This is a genomic window from Streptomyces sp. Ru72, assembly GCF_002920635.1.
Lineage (GTDB): Bacteria > Actinomycetota > Actinomycetes > Streptomycetales > Streptomycetaceae > Streptomyces.
Map to the genome: position 1 here is coordinate 1 of NZ_PQSR01000089.1, position 23,411 is coordinate 23,411.

Sequence of the window (23,411 nt, forward strand, 5' to 3'; positions counted from 1 at the left end):
GGTGCGCAGGGACGCGGGCAGGCGCTCGCCCGTTCCGCCGGTGGCGGTCATGAGGTTGTCTCCAGGTAGCTCTCGAACAGCTCTGCGGTGAGTGCGAAGGGCTCTGCGTCCTCGCCCCACAGCTCGCGCGCGTCGAATCGCACCGAGTAGACGTGCTGGGGGTTCTCGCCCTGGAAGTGGGCGTTGGTGTCCGGCAGCACGGAAGCGGGCTGAATGCGCTCGACGACTCCGGTGTGGCCCCGCAGATAGCGCGCGAGTCTGGTGTGCCCGGGCGGTGACATGTCCTTGGCGCGCACACGCTCGCCGACGGCGAAGGCCGGCGCGGTGTCCACGGAGCGCAGCGAGCCCGCGCCGACCGGCGCGGCGGTCGGCCTGTAGTCGGGTCGAGGGGCGGGGACCGGTGGCTCCTCCACCTGTTCGCCGCGCAGGTTGCGGGCGCGGGCGTCGATCGCGCCCGCGGCCAGGGTGGCGCTCTCGGTGAGCATCAGCTCCGCGCCGTTGAGCCAGCGCCCGAAGTAGCCCTCGTCCAGGTAGGCGGCTCGGTCCAGGCGCTCGTGCGCGTGCCGGAAGGCGTCCGGGTTGTAGCCGCCGCACGCGATGCGGCTGGAGACGAGCGCCAACGCGAAGGCCCTGCCCTGCCAGGGCTCCTCGAAGACCGGTTCATCCTGCCTCGGCGGGTGAGCCGGGCCCCAGCCGGAGGTACCGCCCATGTCCGCGACACCATCCATGGCATCACCTCTCGCATGTCCGGCGCGGCAAGGACCAGCGGGTCCTCGTCGCGCTCCGCCGCCGCGCGGCCACAGGTGGCCGTGATCCGCCTACTCGTCCCAGGCCTGGAGGAGAACCTGCTCGGTGATCCTGCCGTTCCGCAGCGACGCCATCGAACTGGCCAGCACCCGCACGCCGTCCGGGTACTCGCAGGACTCGGTGAACGCGACATGGTCGCCCTGGACGACGCACTGGTCCAGGTGGTGGGTCATGTCCCGGCTGTAGACGTCGCTGAGCATCTCGCTGATCTGGTCCCGGCCGTGCAGGACCTTGGGGTGGCTGGGCTGGGTGTTGCGGTCGACGACGCGTATCTCCGCGTCGTCCGCGTACAGCGACAGCAGAGCCGTCGTGTCTTCTCCTTCGATGCCCCGGCGCAGAGCCTCCGTGTCGAAGCCGGCGCCTGCCGCGGTGCCCATGGTGACCTCCTTCGACCTCCTTGGAAGGCCGCGGCCCGGCGAGCGGCGGGCCGCTTGAGGGCCTCTGCTTCGAGCCTCCCCCCGGCGCGCGGCACAGGCAAACGCGCCGGGGCCGGTGCGCCTCTCGGGTGAGCGGCGCCGGGGGCCCGTGACCGCGAGCCGCGGGGTGCCGTTGCTGAAAGCATGTTCTCAACACGACGCATCGTCGCCGCGGTCGGTCTCGCCGTGGGCGCAGCCGGTCTCGGCGCGCCGCCGGCCACCGCGGCGACCGCAGGCACCACGGACGCCGGCAGGCTCAACCCGGTCACCATGCTCGACTCACTGGCCCGCAGCGGGGTCCCCGCGGAGCACCGGAACGAGATTCCGCGGCTGTCCGGCCAACTGGCGGGCATGAACCACCTGCGCGACATCAACCAGCTCCACCAGGCCACCGATCTGGCCGCCCCCGTCACGGGGCTGCTCCCGGCCGTCCAGTAGCGCGGCGACTGCGCAAGGCCCCCGGTCGTCGACGGCCGGGGGCCTTGACATTCCCCGGGGCCCGCCGGAGCATCGCGGTGATCAGTGAATAGGCTTTCACTACGCGAACAGAGGAAACCGTCGTGCCCGTCTCCCGCGAACTGTTCATCGGCGGCAAGGACGTGCCCGCCGCGTCTGGCCGCACCACGGTCGACGTCAACCCCTACACCGGTGATGTGTACGCCACCGTGGCGGCCGCCGGGCCGGAGGACGTCCGACGCGCGGTGGACGCGGCGGACGCGGCCTTCCCCGCCTGGGCGGCCCTCGCACCCTTCGCCCGTCGCGCGATCTTCCTCAAGGCGGCCGATCTGCTGGACGCCCGTGGTGAACAGGTGGCCGAGATCATGGCGCACGAGGCGGGAGGCACCCGGCCGTGGGCCTACTTCAACGTGGCCCTGGCCGCGAACATCCTGCGCGAGGCGGCAGCCGCGATCACCGCCCCGCGCGGTGAGGTCCTCAGCGCTCAGGAGGCGGGTGCGCTCGGACTCGCCGTGCGCGAACCGCTGGGCGTGGTGGCCGCGTTCGCGCCGTGGAACGCCCCGGTCATCCTCGGCGTACGGGCCGTTGCGGCGCCGCTCGCCGCGGGCAACACGGTGGTCGTCAAGCCCAGTGAGGACGCGCCGATCGCCTGTGGGCTGCTGGTCGCGGACGTGCTGCGCGAGGCCGGGCTGCCGGACGGCGTTCTGAACGTGGTCACCAACGACCGCGAGGACGCGGCCGAGATCGCCGAGGCACTGATCAGCGACGAGCGGGTGCGGGCGGTCAACTTCACCGGCTCGACGGGCGTGGGCCGGATCATCGGTGAACTGGCCGCGCGTCACCTCAAGCCCTCCGTCCTCGAACTGGGCGGCAAGAACGCGGTCATCGTGCTGGACGACGCCGACGTGGACTACGCCGTCGACGCGGTCGCCTTCAGCGTGTTCATGAACGCCGGGCAGATCTGCATGTCCGGCGACCGGATCCTCGTCCACGAGTCCGTCGCCGAGGAGTTCACGGAGAAGTTCACCGCCAAGGCGGCCTCGCTGCGGGCAGGAGATCCGGCGCATCCGCAGACCGTGGTCGGGCCGCTGGTCAGTCCGTCGGCCGCGCAGCGGGTGGCCGGCCTGGTGCGGGACGCGGTGGCCAAGGGAGCGAAGGTCCTCGTCGGAGGGGAGCCCGAGGGCGCGGTGCACCCGGCGACCGTCCTCACCGGTGTGGCGAAGGATGCGGAGCTGTACCACGCCGAGTCGTTCGGCCCGGTGTGTGTGCTGCAGACATTCGCCGACGACGACACCGCGGCCGACCTCGCCAACGACACCGAGAACGGGCTGACCTGCGGCATCATCACCGAGAACGCCACCCACGGACTGGCCGTCGCACGCCGGGTGCGCACCGGGATCGTCCACATCAACGACCAGTCGGTGGCCGACGAACCGCACGCGCCCTTCGGCGGGGTAAAGGCCTCCGGTTACGGCCGCTTCGGCGGACGCTGGGGCATCGAGGCGTTCTCCAACACCCGCTGGGTCACCATCGCCACGCAGCACGCCCACTACCCCTTCTGACCGCGCTCACCGTCGCCTCTGCCCGCCCCGGCCCGCCCTGCGCGCCGGGGCGGGCCCGCGCCCTCGGGTGAACGGCTGAATCCCGGGCTTGTTCTCCGCGGCTTTCAAGGCAGTCGCTTGACTGAACTCCGTGCCTGGGATTGCCTGACGGCGCGGAGGTCACCGGATCGAAGGAGCAGCCGTGACCGTTCCCCGGGAGCCGCTGAGCTACCCGCTGCCGAGCGACAGCGCGCTGGAACCGCCCGCCGAATGGGCCGTGCTGCGGCGTGAGTGTCCCGTCGCCCGGGTGACGCTGCCCAGTGGCGACGAGGCATCGCTGCTGACCCGGTACGAGGACGTCAAACAGATCCTGTCCGACGAGCGGTTCAGCCGCCGACTGGACGCGGACGACGCGGCCCGGATCACGGCCACCAGGTCGGGCGGCGTGTTCAGCAACGAGATGGCACTGGCGATCCCGCAGAGCGGCGAGGCGCACCGGCGCTGGCGCCGGATGGTGACCAAGTGGTTCACCGCCAAGCGCATGGCCGCACTGCGTCCGGGCATCGAGGCGATGGCCGGACGGCTTGTCGACGCCATGGTCGAGCGCGGACAGCCCGCGGACCTCAGGGCGAGCCTCGCCTTCCCGCTGCCGGTGTGGGTGATCTGCGACCTGCTCGGCGTCCCGGACTCGGACCGGGACCGGTTCTCGTACTGGTCCGATGCCCTGCTCAACCTCACCCGCTACACCCAGGAGGAGGTCGACGAGGCGGAGGCCGAGTTCAACGCCTACATGACCGAGCACCTCGCCGCCGAGCGGGCCGCGCCCGGGGACGACCTGCTCGGCGAACTGATCGTCTCCACCGGACCCGACGGCTACCGGTTGTCCGACCGCGAACTGGTCGCCACCGGCAGGGGCCTGCTGGTCGCCGGGCACGAGACCACCGCCAACATGATCGGGAAGATGGTGGCCCTGCTGCTGTCCGACCGGAGCCGCTGGGAGCGGCTGCTGACAGACCGCTCGCTGGTGCGCTCCGCGGTGGAGGAGGCGCTGCGGTTCGACGCCAACGCCGGGATCGGCCTGCCGCGCTACATCGGCGAGGAGGTCGAGGTCGGCGGCACCCTCCTGCCGCGCGGCACGACCGTGATGTGCAGCATGGCCGCGGCCAACCGGGACGAAACCGCCTTCGAGGACGCCGGTGAGATGGCGCTCGACCGCAGCCCCAACCCGCATCTGGCCTTCGGCGTCGGAGCGCACTCCTGCCTGGGGCAGGGCCTGGCCCGCACCGAACTGCAGGCCGTCCTCGACGTGCTGCTGCGCAGGCTTCCCAGTCTGGACCTCGCCGTTCCGGCCGAGGACCTGCGACGGCTCGAGGGACTGGTCGTCGGAGGGCTGAGCGAAGTGCCCGTACGGTGGTGACCATGGCCCGCAGGGCGGTGTGGGGGAGCACGGAAGGCCCGGCGCGGGAAATTACTTGAGTTAGGCAACGATAGGCTAGACTCCTCGGTATGTCCCCTTCCCAGCCCCCCTCCTCCCCACCTCCCCGGAAGTGATCGAGATCGAGCGCGCGCTCAACCGCATCACCTACCTGAGCACGCGCGCCCGGCAGCACGACCGTCTGATGGCCCTGGCCGGTGTGCCCCTCGACCGCGCGGCAGTCGCGCTGCTGCGGCAGATCGCCGACTCCGAGCCCCTGCGCCCGGGGGAGCTGGCCAACCGGCTCGGAGTCGAGGCCTCCCACGTGACCCGGCAGGTGCAGCACCTGCAGAAGACCGGCTACGTCAGGCGGGCGCCCGACCCCGACGACCGCCGCGCCCAGCGCATCGAGCTCACGCCACGAGGCCGGGAGGCCATCGACCGTATCCGCGCCGCGGGCGTCCGGGGCATGCAGGCGGCCCTCGCCGCGTGGTCGCCCGACGACCTGAGGCAGCTGGCCACCCTGTTCCACCGCATGGTCGACGACTTCCTGGCCGCCGCCGTCGACGACGAGGCCTTCCAGGAGATCGTCGAGACCGCGCGCCCCTCGTCCTCCTGACCCGCCGCGTCGGCCGGCGGTGGCGAGGGACCGGGGCACGGCCGGTTCGGCTCCGTCTCGGCGATGCTCACGGCGTCCCTGGTGGCGTGGGGGTGTTCGCCTACTGGGGCCGTCGGCCGTGTCCCCGCGGGCGTCACCCGCTCCGAGGGTCCGCCGCCCGGTCGATCTGACTTCCGCCGCGCGGAACACGTGCGGAAGACGTGCCCTCCGCGCAAGGATCATGTGAGTGGGCCGCAGTGGCCCGCGCCGGGCGCGCACGACGCCCGCACCACCGACGGAAGGCAGCAGCACCATGGCGCAGGAAGTACGCGGCGTGATCGCCCCTGGCAAGGACGAGCCGGTGCGGGTCGAGACGATCGTCGTACCGGACCCGGGTCCTGGTGAGGCGGTGGTGAAGGTCCAGGCGTGCGGGGTGTGCCACACCGACCTGCACTACAAGCAGGGCGGCATCAGCGACGACTTCCCGTTCCTGCTCGGCCACGAGGCCGCCGGGATCGTCGAGTCGGTAGGCGACGGCGTCACCGAGGTCGCCCCCGGCGACTTCGTCGTCCTCAACTGGCGCGCGGTGTGCGGGAAGTGCCGCGCGTGTCTGCGCGGCCGCCCCTGGTACTGCTTCGACACCCACAACGCCGAGCAGAGGATGACGCTCGCTTCCACGGGGCAGGAGCTCTCCCCGGCCCTCGGTATCGGCGCCTTCGCGGAGAAGACGCTGGTCGCGGCCGGACAGTGCACGAAAGTCGACCCGTCCGTCTCGCCGGCCGTGGCGGGCCTCCTCGGGTGCGGGGTGATGGCCGGCATCGGCGCCGCCATCAACACCGGAGGCGTCGGCCGGGGGGACTCGGTCGCGGTCATCGGCTGCGGCGGTGTCGGTGACGCGGCGATCGCCGGATCGTACCTGGCGGGCGCCGCGAAGATCATCGCCGTGGACATCGACGACCGCAAGCTCACCACCGCCAGGGAACTGGGCGCGACGCACACCGTCAACTCCAGGGAGACCGACCCCGTCGAGGCGATCCGCGAGCTGACCGGCGGCTTCGGCGCCGATGTCGTCATCGAGGCGGTCGGTCGCCCGGAGACGTACCAGCAGGCCTTCTACGCCCGCGACCTGGCCGGCACCGTCGTCCTCGTGGGCGTTCCCACGCCCGAGATGAAGCTGCAACTGCCGCTGCTCGACGTCTTCGGACGCGGCGGCGCCCTGAAGTCCTCCTGGTACGGCGACTGTCTGCCCAGCCGTGACTTCCCGATGCTGATCGACCTGCACCGGCAGGGACGACTGCCACTGGAGAAGTTCGTGACCGAGACCATCGCCCTCGACGAGATCGAGAAGGCCTTCGAGCGGATGCACCACGGCGACGTGCTGCGCTCGGTGGTGATGCTGTGATGACCGCCCGCATCGACCGCCTCGTCACCTCCGGCACGTTCTCCCTGGACGGCGGCACCTGGGACGTCGACAACAACGTGTGGATCGTCGGCGACGACCACGAGGCGGTCGTCATCGACGCCGCCCACGACGCCGACGCGATCGCCGAGGCCGTCGGAGACCGGCGGCTCACCGCCATCGTGTGCACCCACGCCCACAACGACCACATCGACGCCGCCCCCGCCCTCGCGGAACGGACCGGCGCGCAGATCTGGCTCCACCCCGACGACCTGCCGCTGTGGAAGCTCACCCACCCCGACCGCCTCCCCGACCACTGGCTGGCCGACGGCCAGGTCATCGAGACGGCCGGCACCGACCTGACCGTCCTGCACACCCCCGGCCACGCGCCCGGCGCGGTCTGCCTCTACGACGCGGGACTCGGCACCGTCTTCACCGGCGACACCCTCTTCCAGGGCGGCCCCGGCGCGACCGGACGCTCCTGGTCCCACTTCCCGACGATCATCGACTCGATCCGTGACCGGCTGCTGACCCTCCCGCCCGACACTGTGGTCCGCACCGGGCACGGCGAGGCGACGACCATCGGCGACGAGGCGCCCCACCTCGAGGAGTGGATCGCCCGCGGCCACTGAGCCGGCGGCAACCGGAACAGGCCGCACGTGAAAAGGCGACAGGAGATGTCCGGCTTCCGCGAGACGGTCGACGCGCAACGGTCCAACGAACGCGGAGGTCGGGTATGCCGGGACCACTTCAGGGCAAGGTCGCACTCGTCGCCGGGGCGACGCGGAGCGCGGGGCGGGGCATCGCCGTGGAACTCGGCGCCGCCGGGGCCACGGTCTACGCCACCGGGCGCAGCACCCGCCGGCGGCGCTCCGAGTACGACCGGCCCGAGACCATCGAGGACACCGCCGACCTGGTGACCGCGGCCGGTGGGCACGGCATCGCCGTACCCACCGACCACCTCGTTCCCGCCCAGGTGCGCGCCCTGGTGGACCGCATCGACCGCGAACAGGGGCGCCTGGACATCCTCGTGAACGACATCTGGGGCGCCGAGAAGCTGTTCGAATGGGACACCCCGGTGTGGGAGCACGACCTCGACAAGGGGCTGCACCTGCTGCGGCTCGCCCTCGACACCCATGCCATCACCAGCCACCATGCGCTGCCCCTGCTGCTGCGCACCCCCGGCGGCCTGGTCGTGGAGATGACCGACGGAACCGCCGAGTACAACCGCGACACCTACCGGGTCTCCTTCTTCTACGACATCGCCAAGGCGGCCGTGCTGCGCATGGCGTTCGCCCTCGGCCACGAACTGGGGCCACGCGGCGCCACCGCGCTCGCCCTGACCCCCGGCTGGCTGCGCTCGGAGCTCATGCTCGAGCTGTACGGGGTGACCGAGGACAACTGGCGCGACGCCCTCGCGCGCGAACCCCACTTCTGCATCTCCGAGAGCCCGTACTACGTCGGCCGCGCCGTCGCCGCGCTGGCCGCCGACCCGGACGTCTCCCGCTGGAACGGCGCGTCGCTCTCCAGCGGACGGCTCGCCCAGGTCTACGGCTTCACCGACCGGGACGGCAGCCGTCCCGACGCCTGGCGCTACCTCGTCGAGGTGCAGGACGCCGGCAGGCCGGCGGACGCGACGGGATACCGCTGACCCCGGCGGCCACCGTGCGGCGGGGCTGAACGGCGCCCAGGATGGGCAGGGAACACGTCGTCCTGGGCGACGGCGCCCCCAAGGGTGACGACGGTCGGCTCCGGCCGGTCCACGGTGCCCGGCCCCGCCCCGCTACGACGAAAGCAGGAGTCGCATGCAGTACGTGAAGCTCGGTTCGACGGGTCTCGAGGTGTCCCGGATCTGCCTGGGCTGTATGAGCTTCGGCCTGCCCGACCGCGGCACCCATACCTGGACCCTCGACGAGGAGGCCTCCCGGCCGTTGATCCGGCGGGCGCTCGACGCCGGCATCACCTTCTTCGACACCGCCAACGTCTACTCGGACGGCACCAGCGAGGAGATCGTCGGCCGGGCACTCGCCGAGTACGCCCGGCGTGACGAGATCGTCCTGGCGACCAAGGTGCACGGCCGGATGCGGCCCGGACCCAACGGCGGCGGCCTGTCCCGCAAGACCATCATGACGGAGATCGACCACAGCCTGCGCCGCCTCGGCACCGACTACGTCGACCTCTACCAGATCCACCGCTTCGACCCCACGACCCCCGTCGAGGAGACGATGGAGGCCCTGCACGACGTGGTCAAGGCGGGCAAGGCCCGCTACATCGGTGCCAGTTCGATGTACGCATGGCAGTTCTCCAAGGCGCAGTACACGGCCCGGCTGAACGGCTGGACACGCTTCGTCTCCATGCAGAACCACTACAACCTCCTCTACCGCGAGGAGGAGCGCGAGATGCTGCCGCTGTGCGCGGACCAGGGCGTCGGCACCCTGCCCTGGAGCCCACTGGCCCGCGGGCGCCTCGCCCGTGACTGGGACGAGACCAGCGAGCGCAGCCGCACCGACGAGTTCGGCAAGAAGCTCTACCAGGAGGGCGACCGGGAGATCGTCGAGGCGGTGGCCTCGGTCGCCTCCGAACGGGGCATCCCGCGCGCCCAGGTCGCCCTGGCCTGGCTGCTGCACCAGGACACCGTCGCCGCACCCATCGTCGGCGTCACCAAACCCCAGCACATCGACGACGTCGTCGCGGCGGTCGACATCGAGCTCACCGACAAGGAGATCCAGGCACTCCAGGAGCCGTACACGCCGCACGCGATCAGCGGCCACTGACGTCTGCCGTCCACAAGGGGCCGGTGCGCGATGCGCGCACCGGCCCCTTCGTGACGCGGTTCAGGGAGAGTCGGCCAGCCACGGCCTGACCTGCCGGCGCGCCTCATGCAGACGGGACTTCAGGGTGCCCAGCGGGACACCGACGCGTTCGGCGACCTCCGCGTACTCCAGTTGGCAGATGTCCCGGTACACCAGCGGCGCCACCAGGTGCGGGTGTTCGCGCTCCAGCCGCTCCAGCGCCTCCAGCAGGTCCACGCGGGACCCGGCGATCACCCTGGTGGTGCGCGGATCCACGTGCTGCGCGGCGTCGATGGCCGCCGGCTGCTCGGCGGCCCGCCGCTTCAGCTCCCGGTACCTCTGCCGGGCGCAGTTGGTGACCACCGTGTACAGCCAGGTGCTGAAGCGGCTGCGGCCCTGGAACGTCGTGATCCGCCGGGCAACCTGCAACAGCACGTCCTGCGCCGCCTCCTCGGCGTCCTCCCGGCACGGCAGGAAGCACCCGCAGCGCCGCACCACCTCCTGTTGGATCCGCTGGAGCAGCGCGTCCACCGTGACCGGCGCCGGCCGACCGCGGAGGCCTTCGCCGACGAACTCGACCGGCTCGCCGGACCGTCGTCCGCGCCGGCCCCCCGGCGGCCCCGCCGCCGTCGCGGCGGCGCGGTCCTCGCCCTGGCCGCGGTGGCCGTCGCGGGCGCCGCCGGAACCGCCACCACCCTGCTGCTGCGGCACACCGCTGCGGCGAACGTGACCGTGCAGGACTCCACCGGGCGCCTGCGCGCCGCCGTGCCCGCGGCCGGGGCCGACAGTTGCGCGACGCCGGCTGGAACCCCCGGGGAACTGGGCCTGCCGGCCGTGCAGGAGCCCGCCCTCGCCGTCGCGGACGACCTCTCACGCTGGCAGGACCTGAGCACTTCTGTGAACGGGGCGTTCATCGGGCTGAGCGAGCACGGGGACCCCTCCGCCAAGGTGCGCGCACTGGACCACGCCGGCTGCCGCTACGAGGGCAGCCGTGACTACCGCGGCACGGTCTGGCAGGGCCGCATACGCACCTGGAACGACTGCGACGGAGGCAAGGGCTCCGTGACGGAGGCCGCCCTCGCCCCGGCAGACGGCGCGGACGGACCCCGGGTCTACGTCCAGCTGCGCCAGGACGGCGGCAGCGACCGGACCGACCGGATCCTGGATTCGGTGCGTGTCACGGGCTGACGACCGACGCGACACGACCGGCGGCCGCCCCGACCGCGGCGGGACGCGCCGCCCGGCCCACTGAGGAACGCGCCGTCCCGTGCCCCCGTACACGCCGCGCGCCACAGCCGGACGTCGCGAACTTTTCCGCCCGAGCGGGCATCGGACAGAAGGACGGAGCATCTCGCTCCGTCGAGAACGCCCGCGCACGGCGCGGGCGGCACGAGCTGAGGAGCAATGGACATGGTGACCTTCCGGCGCGGCACATCGGGCCCCGACCTCGAGTGCACGGCCCCCTTCCTGACGGCGCGACGCGTGGTGTCCGCGCTGGGCGCGGTCGCCGCCCTGACGCTGCTCACCGCCTGCGGAGGCGACCACGGCACCGCGGGTGCTCCGCAGAAGCTGCCCGGCACGGCCCAGCCCGCCTCCGGCGACCGGTCGCCCGGCGGGGGCACCGCGACGAGTGCGGGCGGCACCTCCGCCGACCCCGCGGCATCGGGCGGCACCCGCCCCGCGTCCTCCGCGGCGGCCACCGGGGGCAGCACGACGAGCGGCAGCCGTTGTCACACGTCCGAACTGCGCGCGTCCGTCGGGGCGAACAACCCCGGAGCAGGGCAGGAGAACTTCCCCCTGGTCCTGACCAACCGCTCCGGACGCACCTGCACCATCGACGGCTACCCGGGCGCCGCCTTCGTGGACGCCTCCGGCAAGCAACTGGGCCCGGACCCCAAACGCAGGCCGGGCAGCCCCACGAAGGTCACGCTGGCGCCGGGCAGAAGCGCCTGGGCCGGACTGACCTTCTCCAACCCCGAGGTCAGCGGCGCCCGCACGGCCACACCCGCGGCCCTCCTGATCACCCCGCCGGACGAGAAGGCCACCTTGAAGGTGACGTGGTCGGGCGGTGCGGTGCCCGTGTCAGGGACCTCCTCCTCCGTCTTCCTGACGACCTTCCAGCCCGGCACCGGAGCCTGAACCGCCCTGCCTCCGACCCCGCTGCCCGCTCCCAGGCAGCGGGGTTCGTCAAGGAACCGCCACCGTTGTCACAGGACGGCAACACCTCTTTCGCCCCCCGATCTTCTCCGCCGCACCGGCCCATCGAACCCGTCGACCACACGGCACGACGGCTCCGCCCGGAGCCGCACGACGAGGAGACGGCGAGGAACATGAACGGCATCTCACGCAGGACAGTCGCCGCTCGGCGGCCGGGCGGAGTTCCCGGGCACGCCCGCGTCAGCCGCGGCGACCGCGAACTGAGCGGTCCCTCATCGGCGTTGTCCGCACCGGTAGAGCCGGAGACGGTCGGAGCCCGTGCCGCCGTACGCCGTCGGCGGCACCGCCGTGCAGTGCGTGGTGACCCAGCGAGTGATCGCGGTCGTGGTGGGCGACGCGACGGTACCGGTGTGCTGGGCCGTCGCTTCGTGCCGGGCGCTTGCCCCGTGGCCATCGGCCTTCAGCTGCCGCGCTGCCGCGCCTGTGCCACGGAGGGCGACGAAGCGCAGTTCGCCGGAGCCGACGAGTCGGCCGAGTCCGTCGGGGGAGGGGTAGGGGACCTGTCCGGTGAAGCCGCCCATGGGCAGCACGGGCGCGTCGGCTGCGATGACGTAGGGCGCGGCGTCCGCCCAGTCCGGCATGGCCACGAGGTACTTGGCGCCGTTCCGGTGCGCCGACAGGTAGGCCAGCAGCCGTGCGCGCGGCGGCGTGAGCCGGGTCGGTCCGCCGCTCCCCGAGCGGCTGGCGGGCCCCACCCTGCCCATGCCGCCCGGCTGGTTGTAGCGCGGGGACAGTGCTGATGCCGACCAAACGGCCGGTACCAGGAGCACGGCGGCGAGGCCGACCGCCAGGCCGGCCATGGCTGTTCGCGGCCGGCGGGCCAGCGGAGCGCGGCCTGCGCCGGTGAGTACCAGGGACACGACGCACAGGCCGACGGCGGCGGGAGCCGGCCACCCGAAGAAGTGGCGGTAGTGCAGGGTCAGGGCCGCGGCCCACAGGACGTTCGCGGCGGTCACCGCCGGAAGGCCCCAGGCGTGGCGGCTTCCGGCCCCGTACGCCCCCCAGGCCCGCACCAGGCCCGCACCGCTCAGCGCCGCGAGGGCCACGGCGACGACGCCCATGTAGTACGTGTGGCCGGTGACGCTGCCGAAGCTGAACGCGGCGAAGAAGGTGGCCAGCCACACTCCCCACAGCAGATACCCCGCGAGCGCCGGATCGGTGCGGGGGACACGGCGGCGCCGCGCGGCGGCGAGACCCCATGCAAGGGCGCACCCGGCCAGCGGGTACAGCCAGCCCGTCTGGGTGGCGAGGCCCGGGCTGAACATCTTGAGCACGCTGTTGCCCATGCCCGGGCCCCTGTGCTGTGCTCGCCCTGCGAGGCGGCCGGTGCGACCGGCCTCCCTCGCCGAACCGCCGTCACCCGGGCCGCTGTCGGTGGCCGCGTGGTCGGGGCCCGTCTCGCCGGTGACGACGCTGCCCGTGTCCGCCGCGTCCACACCCAGCGAGGTGAAGCGGGTCAGGAAGTTGTAGCCCACGACCATGCCCAGGGCCGAGTTGTTCGTGGTGCCGTCTATGTAGGGACGCGACTGAGCGGGGACGGCGGCCGCCACGGCAACCCAGGAGACCGACACCGCCACGGCGACCGCGCCGGTCACCGCGACATGGCCGATCCTGCGCCGCAGGCTGATGGGGGCGGCCACCAGATACGTGACGGCCAGGGCCGGCAGCACCGCCCAGGCCTCCAGCATCTTGCACTGGAACGCCACGCCGACCCAGACGCCGGCCGCCAGCAGGGTGCGCAGCCGGGCGCGCATGACGGCCCGCCAGGTGGCCTCGGCGGCCAGGAGCAGCAGCAGGACGAACGGCGCGTCCTCCACGATCGACCGGCCCAGCCCCACGGCCACCGGGGTGAGCGTCAGGAACGCCGCGGCCAGCAGCCCCGCCGGGACGCCGGCCCAGCGGCGCACCAGCAGGTGCAGGAGGAGGACGCAGGCCACGCCCTCGATCGCCTGGGGCAGCACCAGTGCCCAGGGGTGGAAGCCGAAGACCATGGCCGACAGCGCCTGCGGCCACAGGAAGCCGGGCTCCTTGTCGAGAGTGATGGAGTTGCCCGGGTCGAACGAACCGAAGAAGAACGCCACCGGGTTGTCGGTCATGCTGCGCACGGCGGCGGCGTAGAACGTGTGGTAGACGCTGTGGTCGATGCCCCACGTGCAGAGAATCGCCGAAAGCGCCGCAATGGCCGCCAGCACCGGGAGTTCGTAGCGCGGCCGTGGCGGCCGTGGCCTTCGGGGAGGTGGCTCCCCGTCGTGCGTGCGGGCCGCGGCGGTCCCGGCCGCCGTACCCCTCGTCGGTGTCGCGTCGCGCGCTGTGGTCTGCTCCGAATGAGCGCTGAGCATGGGTGGCCTTCCCGGACTGCCGCTGTCTTCTCACCGTCGCGTCGGCCCGTTGCGCGGCACGTGCGACCGGATGATCCGACTACGAAGAAGTAGGCATTCCGTGGCCGTGTCGCATGAGACGTACAGGACGTTGGTAAGAGCCCGCTCCTTTGGGACGGGCACCCGGCGCGGAGGTGGCGCACGGGTGACCGGAGCATTGCGGAAGGGTGAGAGGCGTCCGGCCGGTCCGACGGCTGCGGACGGGCCGGACGCAGCGGGCCGGACGTGAGCCGGCGCAGCGGGTCAGGACCCGGCGCGGTGAAGGGCGGCGAACACCCCGCGGTGCTCACCGCCGTCCGGCGAGCGCCAGCCCGCGGTGACGTCGCCCGTGGCGTCGGCCGGTGCCGTTGCCCCGGGTTCCAGGACGCGCGTCACGCGGAGGTTCAGCGACGAGGGGGCCGCGGAGCCGGTCGCCTGCACAGTGACACAGGTGTCGTGGGATCCGTCGGTCACAGTCGTCGTGACGCCCCCGGTCGCCGCCGGCGTACCCGTGAACCGGACGGTGACGGACCGGTCGGGTGTGTCGGACAGGCTCTGCGCCTGGGGTTCGGCGCGCCCCTCGAACAGCGCCAGCAACTGAGCGACGAGCACCGGGTCGTGCGTACCGTCGTAGATCCATCGCCGCCCCAGCACACCGTGCTCGGAGGTGCCGACGAGCGCCTGTTCGGCTCCTTCGAGGGGCGCGCCCCGGTAACTCAGCGGTACGTGGTACGAGACCGGCGCCGGTCCGGACTCGTCGGTGGCCACCAGGAACTCGATCCCGACCGCGCCCTCCGGGTCGTCCAGCCGGAATCCGCCGGTCCTGGACAGCTCCGGCGCGCGGCCCGTGCCGACGTACCAGGACCGGGTGGGGAGCCAGGCGGTGAGGAGCTCCAGCTTGGTCGGGGTCATCGTGGTCTTGTGGATGATCGCCATGCCCGCGAACCTATCCGATCCTCCCTCCGACGCTGCGGTGAAGGAGTGAAGGAACACGTCCTGTCGGCGGGGTGGACGGTACCGAAGCGGGGCATGGGGAAGAGAATGTTCGATCCCTTCAGGTTGGACCGCACGATGACACACCTCACCGGACAGACGACCTCCCGCGGCACCGCCCTGCTCGCCGACCCGTTGCTCAACAAGGGCACGGCCTTCACCCGCGAGGAACGCGCGGAACTCGGCCTGGACGGACTGCTGCCGCCCGCCGTGGAGACCCTCGACGAGCAGGTCGCCCGCGCCCACCAGGCGTTCCTCGGCTACGACAAGCCGCTCAACAGGCACATCTACCTGCGGCAGCTTCAGGACACCAACGAGGTGGTGTTCTACCGTCTGATCACCGAACACCTCGAGGAACTACTGCCGATCGTCTACACCCCGACCGTCGGGGAGGCGTGTCGCCGCTTCAGCGAGATCTACCGGCGGCCCCGCGGCCTGTTCCTGTCCTGGGAGGACCGCGACAGGTTCCGGGAGATCCTGCGCAACCGACCGCACAAGGGCGCCGTCGACGTCATCGTCGTCACCGACGGCCAGCGCATTCTCGGCCTCGGCGACCAGGGCGTCGGGGGCATGGGCATCCCGATCGGCAAGCTGAGCCTCTACACCGCCATCGGCGGCATCCATCCGGCGCGCACGCTGCCGATCCTGCTCGACGTCGGCACCGACAACGAGCAGCTGCTGTCCGATCCGCGCTATCTGGGCCGGCGCGAGCACCGGCTCACCGGGGCGCAGTACGACGAGATGATCGAGGCGTTCGTCTCGGCGGTGGAGGCGGAGCTGCCGGGCACACTGTTGCAGTGGGAGGACTTCGCCACCGTCCACGCCCGGCCGATCCTGACCCGTTATCGCGACCGGCTGCTCACCTTCAACGACGACATCCAGGGCACCGCGGCCGTGGTGCTCGGCGCCCTGTCAACGGCCTGCCAGGTGGCCGGCACTCCGCTGACCGAGCAGCGGCTCCTCGTCCTGGGAGCGGGCTCCGCCGCCGTGGGCGTCGCCGACATGATTCGCGCCGCGCTCGTGGACGAAGGGCTCTCCGAGAGGGAGGCGGCGGGTCGCTTCTGGTTCGTCGACGTCGACGGACTGCTGGTGGACTCGCGCGGCGATCTGACCGACGAACAGCGGCTGTACGCGCGCGCGGACGACGAGGTGGCCGGCTGGGGTGACACCGGGCTCGCCGAGGTGGTGCGCCGGATCGAGCCGACCGCGCTGATCGGGCTGTCGACGGCGCACGGCGCGTTCACCGAGGAGATCGTGCGGCAGATGGCGTCCACCTGCGAACGGCCGGTCATCTTTCCGCTGTCCAACCCGACCTCGCACGCCGAGGCCGATCCCGCGGACCTCGCCCGCTGGACGGACGGCAGGGCACTCATCGCCGCCGGTTCGCCGTTCCCTCCGCTGGAGGTGGACGGTCACCGGATTCCGGTGGCGCAGGCGAACAACGTGTACATCTTCCCCGCGATGGGGCTCGCGGTGGCGGCCTGCGGGGCCACCAGGGTCACCGAACGGATGCTGGTGGCCGCCGCACGCGCCGTGGCCCGGCGGGCCGCCGAAGCGGCCGCCGGTGTTTCGGGTCCCGCCCCGCTGCTGCCGCCGCTCGGTGGCATGCGGGAGGCCGCCCGGGAGATCGCGGTGGCCGCCGCGCTCGCCGCCGTCGAGGACGGGGTGGCCCCCAAGGCGACCGAGGCGGAGGTGCGCCAGGCGGTCGAGAAGACCCAGTGGATCCCTGACTACCCGGCCCGCTGAGGCGGGACGCCGGTGCCGGTCCGCGCCGAGGGGCGCGAACCGGCACCCGACGGTGGATCAAGTGCTGTCAGTACCCTCCGTAGTACCCGTCATCGTCGTCATCGTCACCGTGGCCGACGTAACCGGCGTGGTCACTGTGGCCACCGTAATACCCGCCGTGGTCGCCGCAGTCGCCCCAGTTGCCCCAGTTGCCCCAGTCATCGTCGTCGCAGTAGTTCGTCTGGACGGAGGGGTGGTGGACCACCGGCGGCGTGCTCGCCATCGCGACCCCGCTGCTTGCCGCGCCGGCCAGCATCATCGTGCCGGCGACCAGTGCGACCCTGCGTCGGACGTTCGTCATCGTGTTTCTCCTTGCTCACAGGCACGGAGGCCCTCTTTTGTCCTGATTTGTTCCAGTTTGCGGCGGACCTCCTGAGAGCAGGCTGAGAGCAGCTCGACGCGCGGGCACGGCCACGCCTTCGTAGGGTGGAGGGCGAGGTCGGTCATGCGAGTGCTGGTGATCGAGGACGTACGGGGACTCGCCGCGGCGATCGCTCACGGGCTCGCCGAGGAGGGCTTCGTCGCCCGTGTCGTCCATGACGGCGTCGACGGCCTGTGGCGGGCCGTCCACGAGTCGTACGACGTGATCCTGCTCGACCTGATGCTGCCCGGCATCTCCGGATACGAGGTGCTGAAGCGGCTGCGGGCCGCCAGTGTGTGGACGCCCGTCCTCGTCCTGAGCGCGAAGGACGGCGAGTACGACGAGGCGGACGCCCTCGACCTCGGCGCCGACGACTACCTGAGCAAGCCGTTCTCGTACGTCGTGCTGGTCGCCCGGCTACGGGCCCTGCTGCGGCGCGGGGCGCCCGCCCGGCCGGTCGTGCTCGCGGCCGGCGACCTCGCCCTGGACCCCGCCCGCCGCCACTGCCGCCGCGCCGGCCGGGAGATCGCGCTGACCGCACGCGAGTTCACGCTGCTGGAGTTCCTGCTCCGGCACCCCGACGAAGTGATCAGCAAGACGGACATCCTCGACCACGTCTGGGACGAGAACTTCGACGGCGACACCAACATCGTCGAGGTCTACATCGGCTACCTGCGGCGCAAGATCGACACCCCCTTCGGCCGCCGGACCATCGAGACGGTCCGCGGGGCCGGCTACCGGTTGCACGCCACCGGGAGATGACCGTGCTCCTCGCCGTCTCCGCGTGGTGGGCCCGGCGCTCCCTGCGCCTGAGGCTGACCTCCGCGGCAGCCCTGATGATCTCGGCGGCCCTGGTCGGCGCGGCCTGTCTGCTCATCGTCTGGCTGCGGATGAGCCTCATCACCGACCTCGACCAGACCGCGCTCCAGCGGGCCCAGGTCGTCGCCGCGAGCGCCGACGCCGACAACCTCGCCCCCGTGCTGCCGGCCTCCGGCAGCGGCGACACGGCCGTCCAGGTCGTCGACGCCCGGCGCGTGGTGCGCTCAAGCTCCGCCAACCTGGAGGGCCGGCCCGCGCTGTTCACCTTCCGCCCTTCCCTCTCCGGTACGGCCCACACGGTGCATGGGCTGCCCCTGAGCGAGGGCGGAACATGGCGCGCGGTCGCCCTCGAGAGCGGGGACGACGACCCGCTCACCGTGTACGTCGCGGTATCCACCGCGGCCGTCGACCACAACCTCGCCCAGCTCACCGTGGGCCTCGCCATCGCCGTGCCGCCGGCCGTCGCACTGCTCACCGGTGCCTGCTGGCTGCTCACCGGCCGGGCACTGCGCCCCGTCGAGGCACTGCGCGCCCAGACGGCCGAGCTCACCGCCTGCGACCTGGGCCACCGCCTCGACCCGCCCCCGGCCGAGGACGCCCTGGGCCGGCTCGCGCGGACCCTCAACGACCTGCTGGCCCGGCTGGACGTCGCCACCCGGCGGCAGCGGCAGTTCGTCGCGGACGCCGCGCACGAGCTGCGCTCCCCGCTGAGCAGTCTGCACACGCAACTGGAGGTGGCCGTCCGACACCCCGGCTCGGCCGACTGGGCCGCCCGCGGACCCGCCCTCATCGAGGAGAGCGAGCGGCTGTCGCGGCTCGTCGACGACCTGGTACGGCTGGCCCGCCTGGACGCCCGGCCCCGGCTGCGCATGCGCCCCGTCGACCTGGACGAGATCGTCTTCCACGAGGTCCGCCACGCCCGCCGGCACACCTGTGTGGTCATAGACCAGCACTCCGTGAGCGCGGCCCGGGTGTACGGCGACGGGGACGCCCTGGCCCGTGTCGTCCGCAACCTGCTCGACAACGCCATCCGGTACGCCGCCCGACGGATCGAGGTCAGCCTGGGTGTCCGCGACCGCGCCGCGCACCTGGTGGTGGCCGACGACGGCCCCGGCATCCCGGTGACCGACCGCCGCCGTGTCTTCGACCGCTTCACCCGCCTGGACGGGGCCCGCACCCGGGACACCGGAGGAAGCGGTCTCGGCCTCTCGATCGTCCGCGACCTCGTCGCCGCCCACCACGGCCACATCGGCATCGAGGACAACGCCCCCGGAGCCCGCATCGTGGTCCGCATCCCGGCGACCGACCACTGACCGGTCGGCTGCCCGTGCCCGGCGCACGGGACGTCCTGCGGTGCCGTCGCCGCCTGTACCTGATACTTCACTGTTTCGTCACAGTGTGAGCATCACCACAACCGAGCGTCCCCCGTGCCGGTCTAGCGTGCAGAAGACCGCAGAAACGTGGAAGGGAAGGCCCGGCATGGGGGACATACGCAGGCGGGGGGCCGTCGCGCTCGGAATCACGGGGTTGGTGGCGCCGCTCACACTCGCGCTCACCAGCGCACCCGCCGAGGCGGCGAGCTGCACCACGCAGACCGGTCCGTACCAGAAGCAGGTGGAGAAGTTCCTCGGCCGCCCGGTCGACGGCAGGCAGTCGCCCGCCGACTGCAAGGCCGTCCAGGCATTCCAGAACAAGCACGGCATCACCCCCGCCATCGGCTACGCCGGGCCCGTCACCTGGGGCGTGATGGACCTGATGAACAAGCAGAAGGCCGTCGGCAAGAACCCGAACAAGGACGGCAGGTGCCCGGTCAACAAGGGCCGCATCGCCTGCGTCAACCTGACGCTCCAGCTCAGCTGGATCCAGGACGGCAGCCGCCTCGTCTACGGACCGGTGCCCGTGCGCACGGGGCGCAAGGGCTATGCGACCCGCACCGGCCTGAAGAAGATCTACTGGCGCGACCTGCACCACGTCTCGACCATCTACAACGTCCCCATGCCCTACAGCCAGTTCTTCGACGGCGGGCAGGCCTTCCACTCGGTCGGCCTGAGCATGTGGAACCCGCCGGGCTCACACGGCTGCGTCAACATGACCACGGCCGACGCCAAGAAGTACTGGTCGCTGCTGAAGGTCGGCGACGACGTGTTCGTCTACGGCCGCAAGCCGGGCACCTGAGACAGGCACCCGGCTCGGCCGCAGCTGGGCGTCACACCGCCGGAGCGTCCCCGAAGTCCGGGATCTCCAGGCGGACACCGCCCTTCAGCGCCGACTGGTGCGCGATGATCCCGGGAAGGGTGTAGCGGGCCGCGACCCAGGCGTTCACGGACGGCAGGCTGCGGGAGTTGACGGCCGTCACGAAGTCGTCCACCAGGAAGTGGTGGCTGCCCTCGTGGCCGTTGTGCAGGTTGTCGAACTCCCGCGGCAGCCGCGAGCGGTCGTGCACCGGTGCCGACCCGGAGGTGAAGGCGGCCCTCAGCTCCGGCGCGATGTGCTGGAGCGAGGGGTCGTCCGGGGACATGGTCGGCTTGGGCTCGAGGAGCTCCGTGATGTCCTCGACGCCCTTCTTGTCCTGCCACAGGGCCACCGTGGCGAGCTGCTCCATGCTCGCCTCGGTGCCGAAGAACCTGAAACGCGACTCCCGGATGTACGAGGGGTAGCCGACCCGCCGGAACTCGTTCGTACGGAACGAGCCGCCGCCCGCCACCTCGAAGAGCGCGGTGGCGTTGGAGAAGTCGTTGTCGAACTGGCTGATCTCCTTGTCGAAGACGCCGTCCCCGCGCTCGTCGCGGACCCCGATCGCGGACACGCTCACCGCGTGCGTCTGCCAGGCGCCGAGCACACCGCCCACCGAGTGGGTCGGGTAGAGCAGCGGGGGATAGCTGGCGGTCGCCTTCCAGCGCTCGCCACCGCTGTACTGGTAGGCCTCGTAGAAGCCGAGGTCCATGTCGTGCACGTAGTCGCCCTCGGCGTAGAACAGCCGCCCGAAGGCGCCCTCGGCGATCTGGTTGCGGGCGTGCACGGTCGCCGGGTTGTACTGGCTGGTCTCACCCATCATGTAGGTCAGCCCGGTCGCCTTGACCGCGTCGAGGATCGCCGCGATCTCCTCCGTGGTGATCGCCATGGGGACGGCGGAGTACACGTGCTTGCCGGCGTTCAGTCCCTGGACGACCAGGGGACCGTGCGTCCAGCGCTGGGTGAATATGGCGACCGCGTCGACCGCCTTCGACTCCAGCATGGCCTCGTACGAGGGGAAGGTCCCCGCCAGCCCCTGCGCGGTGGCGAGCTGCTCCGCCCTTTCGGGCAGCAGGTCGGTGACATAGACGTCGCTGACGCCGGGATGGGCCTGGAACAGCGTGGCGAACTGGCCGGAGAACTGGCCGGCGCCGACGATGCCGATCGAGAACGTCATGTAAGGCGTGCCCTTCACTGGGAGAGGATCGGATTGATCTGGTCGTTGGTCTGGTCGAGGCTGGTCACGGGTTTGCCGTTGCCGCAGATGTTCTGCATCGCGGGATGCATCAACGCGAACACGTCGGCCGCGTAGTCGGTGATCGGGTAGATGAAGGTCGTGAAGTCCTTCTTGTCGGCGACCGGCCTGGTGAAGGCCGTGACGTCGATGGACATCAGATACGGCGTGAGCACGATCCCGCGCAGCACGGCCGACTGGGTCAGCCGCTGGAGCAGCACGGCGATGGCGAGTGCCGAGACCGTCTGCACGCCGATGTTGATGACCACGTACTCCACGGTGACCTTGGGCGCGTCCCAGAAGATGGGGTCATGGACCGTCCGCACGTAGTTGTCCAGACCCGCCCACTGCGCCGGCGTCAGCAGGTTGAAGCGGGTGAAGCCGAGATAGATGCCCCGCAGCGTGGGCCACAGCAGGAAAACCAGGAACCCCGGCATGGCCGGGGCCAGGAAGAGGGCGGCGAGCGGTCCGTCGCCGCTGCCCTCGCGTGCTCGGGCGGTACGTACCCCTGCGGGCGGTCTCCCTCCCCGCGGTGCCGCGCTGCGGCAGTCGCGAGGGAGGGCTGCTGGAGGCGACGGTCATCGGGGACCCTCCTCGTCGGCGGCTCGTCCTCGGTGGACTTACTTTTGACGCGAAACAATCCTTACGTCAAGGGTGGCGTCGATTCTGCGCTTATCGCGAGTCGAGGCGTAGAGTTGTCGGGCAATTACTTCCATCTCAAAAGAAAATTGTGGGGGAGTCTGGTCGCATGAGTGCACGCGCCGCCAGCTGGCTGCCACTGAGTCCCGGCGAGCGGGCCGTGGCGATCGAGGTACTCGTCCACGGGCCGCTGTCGCGCTCCGACCTCGCACGACGACTGGACCTCTCGGCCGGGAGCCTCACCCGGCTCACCAAGCCGCTCATCGAGTCGGGTCTGCTGATCGAGGTGGCCGACGGGGGCGGCCCGGCCGAGGGCCGCCACGGGCGCCCCTCGCAGCCCCTCGACGTCGTCGCCGAGTCCCGGACGTTCCTCGGATTCAAGATCACCGAAGAGATGGTCTACGGCGTCGTCACCACGCTCAGAAGCGACATTGTCGCCCGCCTGGACCGCCCGCTCACCAGCCACGACCCCGTCCATGTGGCCGCGCTGCTGGCGGAGATGGCCGGCGCGCTCACCGCCGAGTTCCCGACGGCGGCGGGTATCGGCATCGGCGTCGGCGGACTCGTCCAGGACCGCGCCGTGGTCGGCGAGTCCGTATTCCTGCACTGGCGCGGGGTACCGCTGGCCCGGCTGGTGGAGGAGCGCACCGGGCTACCGGTGGTCGTCGAGAACGACGTCGCCGCGCTCGTCGAGGCCGAGACCTGGTTCGGGGCCGGCCGCGGTCTGGAACGCTTCGTCGTCCTCACCATCGGCGCCGGCATCGGCTACGGCCTCGTCCTGGGCGGCAAGCGGGTGCCCTACGCCGAGGAGGACCGCGGCTTCGGGCGGCACTGGATCATCGACCCCAACGGGCCGCTCACCCCGTCCGGCGAGCGCGGCAGCGCGGTCTCGCTGCTGACCATCCCCAGCATCCGCTACCAGATCCGGGCCGCCACCGGCAGCGACAAGCCGTACGAGGAGATCCTCGGGCTCGCCGCCGCCGGCGAGCCGATGTGCTCCCGCGTCGTCGAGGAGGCCGCGCGGGCCCTCGGCACGCTGGTCGCCCAGATCTCCAACTTCGTGATGCCGCAGAAGATCCTGCTTGCCGGGGAGGGGGTCGGGTTGATGGACGTGGCGGGGAAGACGGTCGAGGACACCATCCGCTCCCAGCGTCACCCGCTGGCCGCTCCGGTCGGTCTGGAGACCAAGGTCTCCGACTTCCACGACTGGGCGCGCGGAGCGGCGGTGCTGGCGATCCAGGTGCTCGTGCTGGGGGCCGTGGACGGATGACGTGTGCGGTCGGCGGGACGTGATCAGCTTCACGGTCCGGAATGCCGGGAGGTGCCCGATTGCTCACATCGCCTTCACGTC

22 protein-coding genes and 2 pseudogenes are annotated in these 23,411 nt (G+C 71.7%); 15 read left to right on the forward strand and 9 right to left on the reverse strand.

All coding sequences use genetic code 11. The features are described from left to right. Positions 1-47 precede the first annotated feature (47 nt). Positions 48-728 carry a nitrile hydratase subunit beta gene (gene nthB, locus C3488_RS30225; RefSeq protein ID WP_103844070.1) on the reverse strand — a complete coding sequence of 227 codons (681 nt, stop codon included), beginning with the start codon at positions 726-728 and terminating at the stop codon, positions 48-50. Between the two features lie 90 nt (positions 729-818). Beyond that, entirely contained in the window at positions 819-1,184 is a 366-nt protein-coding gene (locus C3488_RS30230) for a nuclear transport factor 2 family protein (RefSeq protein WP_103844071.1), read from the reverse strand. Positions 1,185-1,367: 183 nt separating this feature from the next. On the opposite strand from C3488_RS30230, the gene C3488_RS30235 reads away from it, so the two are divergent. From C3488_RS30235 to C3488_RS30270, 8 genes are all read left to right on the forward strand, one after another. After that, the gene (locus C3488_RS30235; protein ID WP_103844072.1) at positions 1,368-1,661 is read left to right on the forward strand and encodes a hypothetical protein; all 294 of its coding nucleotides are present in this window, start codon (positions 1,368-1,370) and stop codon (positions 1,659-1,661) included. A gap of 122 nt (positions 1,662-1,783) precedes the next feature. Beyond that, a complete protein-coding gene (locus C3488_RS30240) occupies positions 1,784-3,241 on the forward strand; it encodes an aldehyde dehydrogenase family protein (RefSeq protein ID WP_103844073.1) in 1,458 nt (485 codons plus the stop codon). 181 nt (positions 3,242-3,422) lie between these two features. Beyond that, entirely contained in the window at positions 3,423-4,637 is a 1,215-nt protein-coding gene (locus C3488_RS30245) for a cytochrome P450 (protein ID WP_103844074.1), read from the forward strand. 130 nt (positions 4,638-4,767) lie between these two features. Then, entirely contained in the window at positions 4,768-5,253 is a 486-nt protein-coding gene (locus C3488_RS30250) for a MarR family winged helix-turn-helix transcriptional regulator (protein ID WP_103844075.1), read from the forward strand. Positions 5,254-5,545: 292 nt separating this feature from the next. Then, the gene (locus C3488_RS30255) at positions 5,546-6,634 is read left to right on the forward strand and encodes an S-(hydroxymethyl)mycothiol dehydrogenase (RefSeq protein ID WP_103844076.1); all 1,089 of its coding nucleotides are present in this window, start codon (positions 5,546-5,548) and stop codon (positions 6,632-6,634) included. Further along, a complete protein-coding gene (locus C3488_RS30260) occupies positions 6,634-7,263 on the forward strand; it encodes an MBL fold metallo-hydrolase (RefSeq protein ID WP_103844077.1) in 630 nt (209 codons plus the stop codon). Before C3488_RS30255 ends, C3488_RS30260 begins: the two co-directional genes overlap by 1 nt. Before the next feature lie 104 nt (positions 7,264-7,367). Next, a complete protein-coding gene (locus tag C3488_RS30265) occupies positions 7,368-8,282 on the forward strand; it encodes an SDR family oxidoreductase (protein ID WP_103844078.1) in 915 nt (304 codons plus the stop codon). A 154-nt stretch (positions 8,283-8,436) separates the two neighbouring features. After that, positions 8,437-9,405 (forward strand): aldo/keto reductase, encoded by a 969-nt coding sequence (locus C3488_RS30270; RefSeq protein ID WP_103844079.1) that lies wholly within the window; start codon positions 8,437-8,439, stop codon positions 9,403-9,405. Positions 9,406-9,465: 60 nt separating this feature from the next. Here the strand turns inward: C3488_RS30270 and C3488_RS30275 are convergent, their stop codons facing one another. Next, a complete protein-coding gene (locus C3488_RS30275) occupies positions 9,466-9,954 on the reverse strand; it encodes an RNA polymerase sigma factor (RefSeq protein WP_103844080.1) in 489 nt (162 codons plus the stop codon). On the opposite strand from C3488_RS30275, the gene C3488_RS30280 reads away from it, so the two are divergent. Both C3488_RS30280 and C3488_RS30285 read left to right on the forward strand, forming a co-directional pair. Then, positions 9,928-10,611: a hypothetical protein gene (locus tag C3488_RS30280; protein ID WP_103844081.1), complete on the forward strand. Its 684-nt coding sequence runs from the start codon at positions 9,928-9,930 to the stop codon at positions 10,609-10,611. The genes C3488_RS30275 and C3488_RS30280 overlap by 27 nt on opposite strands. Positions 10,612-10,833: 222 nt before the next feature. Further along, entirely contained in the window at positions 10,834-11,562 is a 729-nt protein-coding gene (locus C3488_RS30285; protein ID WP_103844099.1) for a DUF4232 domain-containing protein, read from the forward strand. A gap of 290 nt (positions 11,563-11,852) precedes the next feature. On the opposite strand, the gene C3488_RS30290 is transcribed toward C3488_RS30285, so the two are convergent. Together C3488_RS30290 and C3488_RS30295 are read right to left on the reverse strand one after the other, a co-directional pair. Continuing rightward, positions 11,853-13,832: a glycosyltransferase family 39 protein gene (locus tag C3488_RS30290; protein ID WP_258053766.1), complete on the reverse strand. Its 1,980-nt coding sequence runs from the start codon at positions 13,830-13,832 to the stop codon at positions 11,853-11,855. Positions 13,833-14,261: 429 nt separating this feature from the next. After that, positions 14,262-14,933 carry a 1,4-alpha-glucan branching protein gene (locus tag C3488_RS30295; protein WP_103844083.1) on the reverse strand — a complete coding sequence of 224 codons (672 nt, stop codon included), beginning with the start codon at positions 14,931-14,933 and terminating at the stop codon, positions 14,262-14,264. A gap of 135 nt (positions 14,934-15,068) precedes the next feature. Here C3488_RS30295 and C3488_RS30300 point away from each other — a divergent pair, with 135 nt between their 5' ends. Further along, positions 15,069-16,736, forward strand: coding sequence for an NAD-dependent malic enzyme (locus C3488_RS30300; protein WP_103844100.1), 1,668 nt, complete (start codon positions 15,069-15,071; stop codon positions 16,734-16,736). 67 nt (positions 16,737-16,803) lie between these two features. Here C3488_RS30300 and C3488_RS40825 read toward each other — a convergent pair whose 3' ends face one another. Then, positions 16,804-17,076 (reverse strand): hypothetical protein, encoded by a 273-nt coding sequence (locus C3488_RS40825; RefSeq protein WP_181139258.1) that lies wholly within the window; start codon positions 17,074-17,076, stop codon positions 16,804-16,806. A 144-nt stretch (positions 17,077-17,220) separates the two neighbouring features. Here C3488_RS40825 and C3488_RS30310 point away from each other — a divergent pair, with 144 nt between their 5' ends. The 3 genes from C3488_RS30310 to C3488_RS30320 all read left to right on the forward strand — a co-directional run bounded on the left by C3488_RS30310 (position 17,221) and on the right by C3488_RS30320 (position 20,130). After that, entirely contained in the window at positions 17,221-17,898 is a 678-nt protein-coding gene (locus C3488_RS30310) for a response regulator transcription factor (protein ID WP_103844085.1), read from the forward strand. After that, positions 17,895-19,268 (forward strand): ATP-binding protein, encoded by a 1,374-nt coding sequence (locus C3488_RS30315; RefSeq protein WP_103844086.1) that lies wholly within the window; start codon positions 17,895-17,897, stop codon positions 19,266-19,268. The genes C3488_RS30310 and C3488_RS30315 overlap by 4 nt, the downstream gene beginning before the upstream one ends. A gap of 166 nt (positions 19,269-19,434) precedes the next feature. Beyond that, a complete protein-coding gene (locus tag C3488_RS30320; RefSeq protein WP_103844087.1) occupies positions 19,435-20,130 on the forward strand; it encodes a L,D-transpeptidase family protein in 696 nt (231 codons plus the stop codon). A 31-nt stretch (positions 20,131-20,161) separates the two neighbouring features. Here the strand turns inward: C3488_RS30320 and C3488_RS30325 are convergent, their stop codons facing one another. The 3 genes and pseudogenes from C3488_RS30325 to C3488_RS30330 all read right to left on the reverse strand — a co-directional run. After that, on the reverse strand, positions 20,162-21,364 hold the full coding sequence (locus C3488_RS30325; protein WP_103844088.1) for a Gfo/Idh/MocA family protein: 1,203 nt from the start codon (positions 21,362-21,364) through the stop codon (positions 20,162-20,164). 14 nt (positions 21,365-21,378) lie between these two features. Further along, a pseudogene (locus C3488_RS41150) lies at positions 21,379-21,573 on the reverse strand (sugar ABC transporter substrate-binding protein); the annotation flags it as partial. Next, positions 21,574-22,003: pseudogene (locus C3488_RS30330) on the reverse strand (carbohydrate ABC transporter permease); the annotation flags it as partial. Positions 22,004-22,169: 166 nt separating this feature from the next. Here C3488_RS30330 and C3488_RS30335 point away from each other — a divergent pair. Next, positions 22,170-23,330, forward strand: coding sequence for an ROK family transcriptional regulator (locus tag C3488_RS30335; protein ID WP_103844089.1), 1,161 nt, complete (start codon positions 22,170-22,172; stop codon positions 23,328-23,330). Positions 23,331-23,411 lie beyond the last annotated feature (81 nt).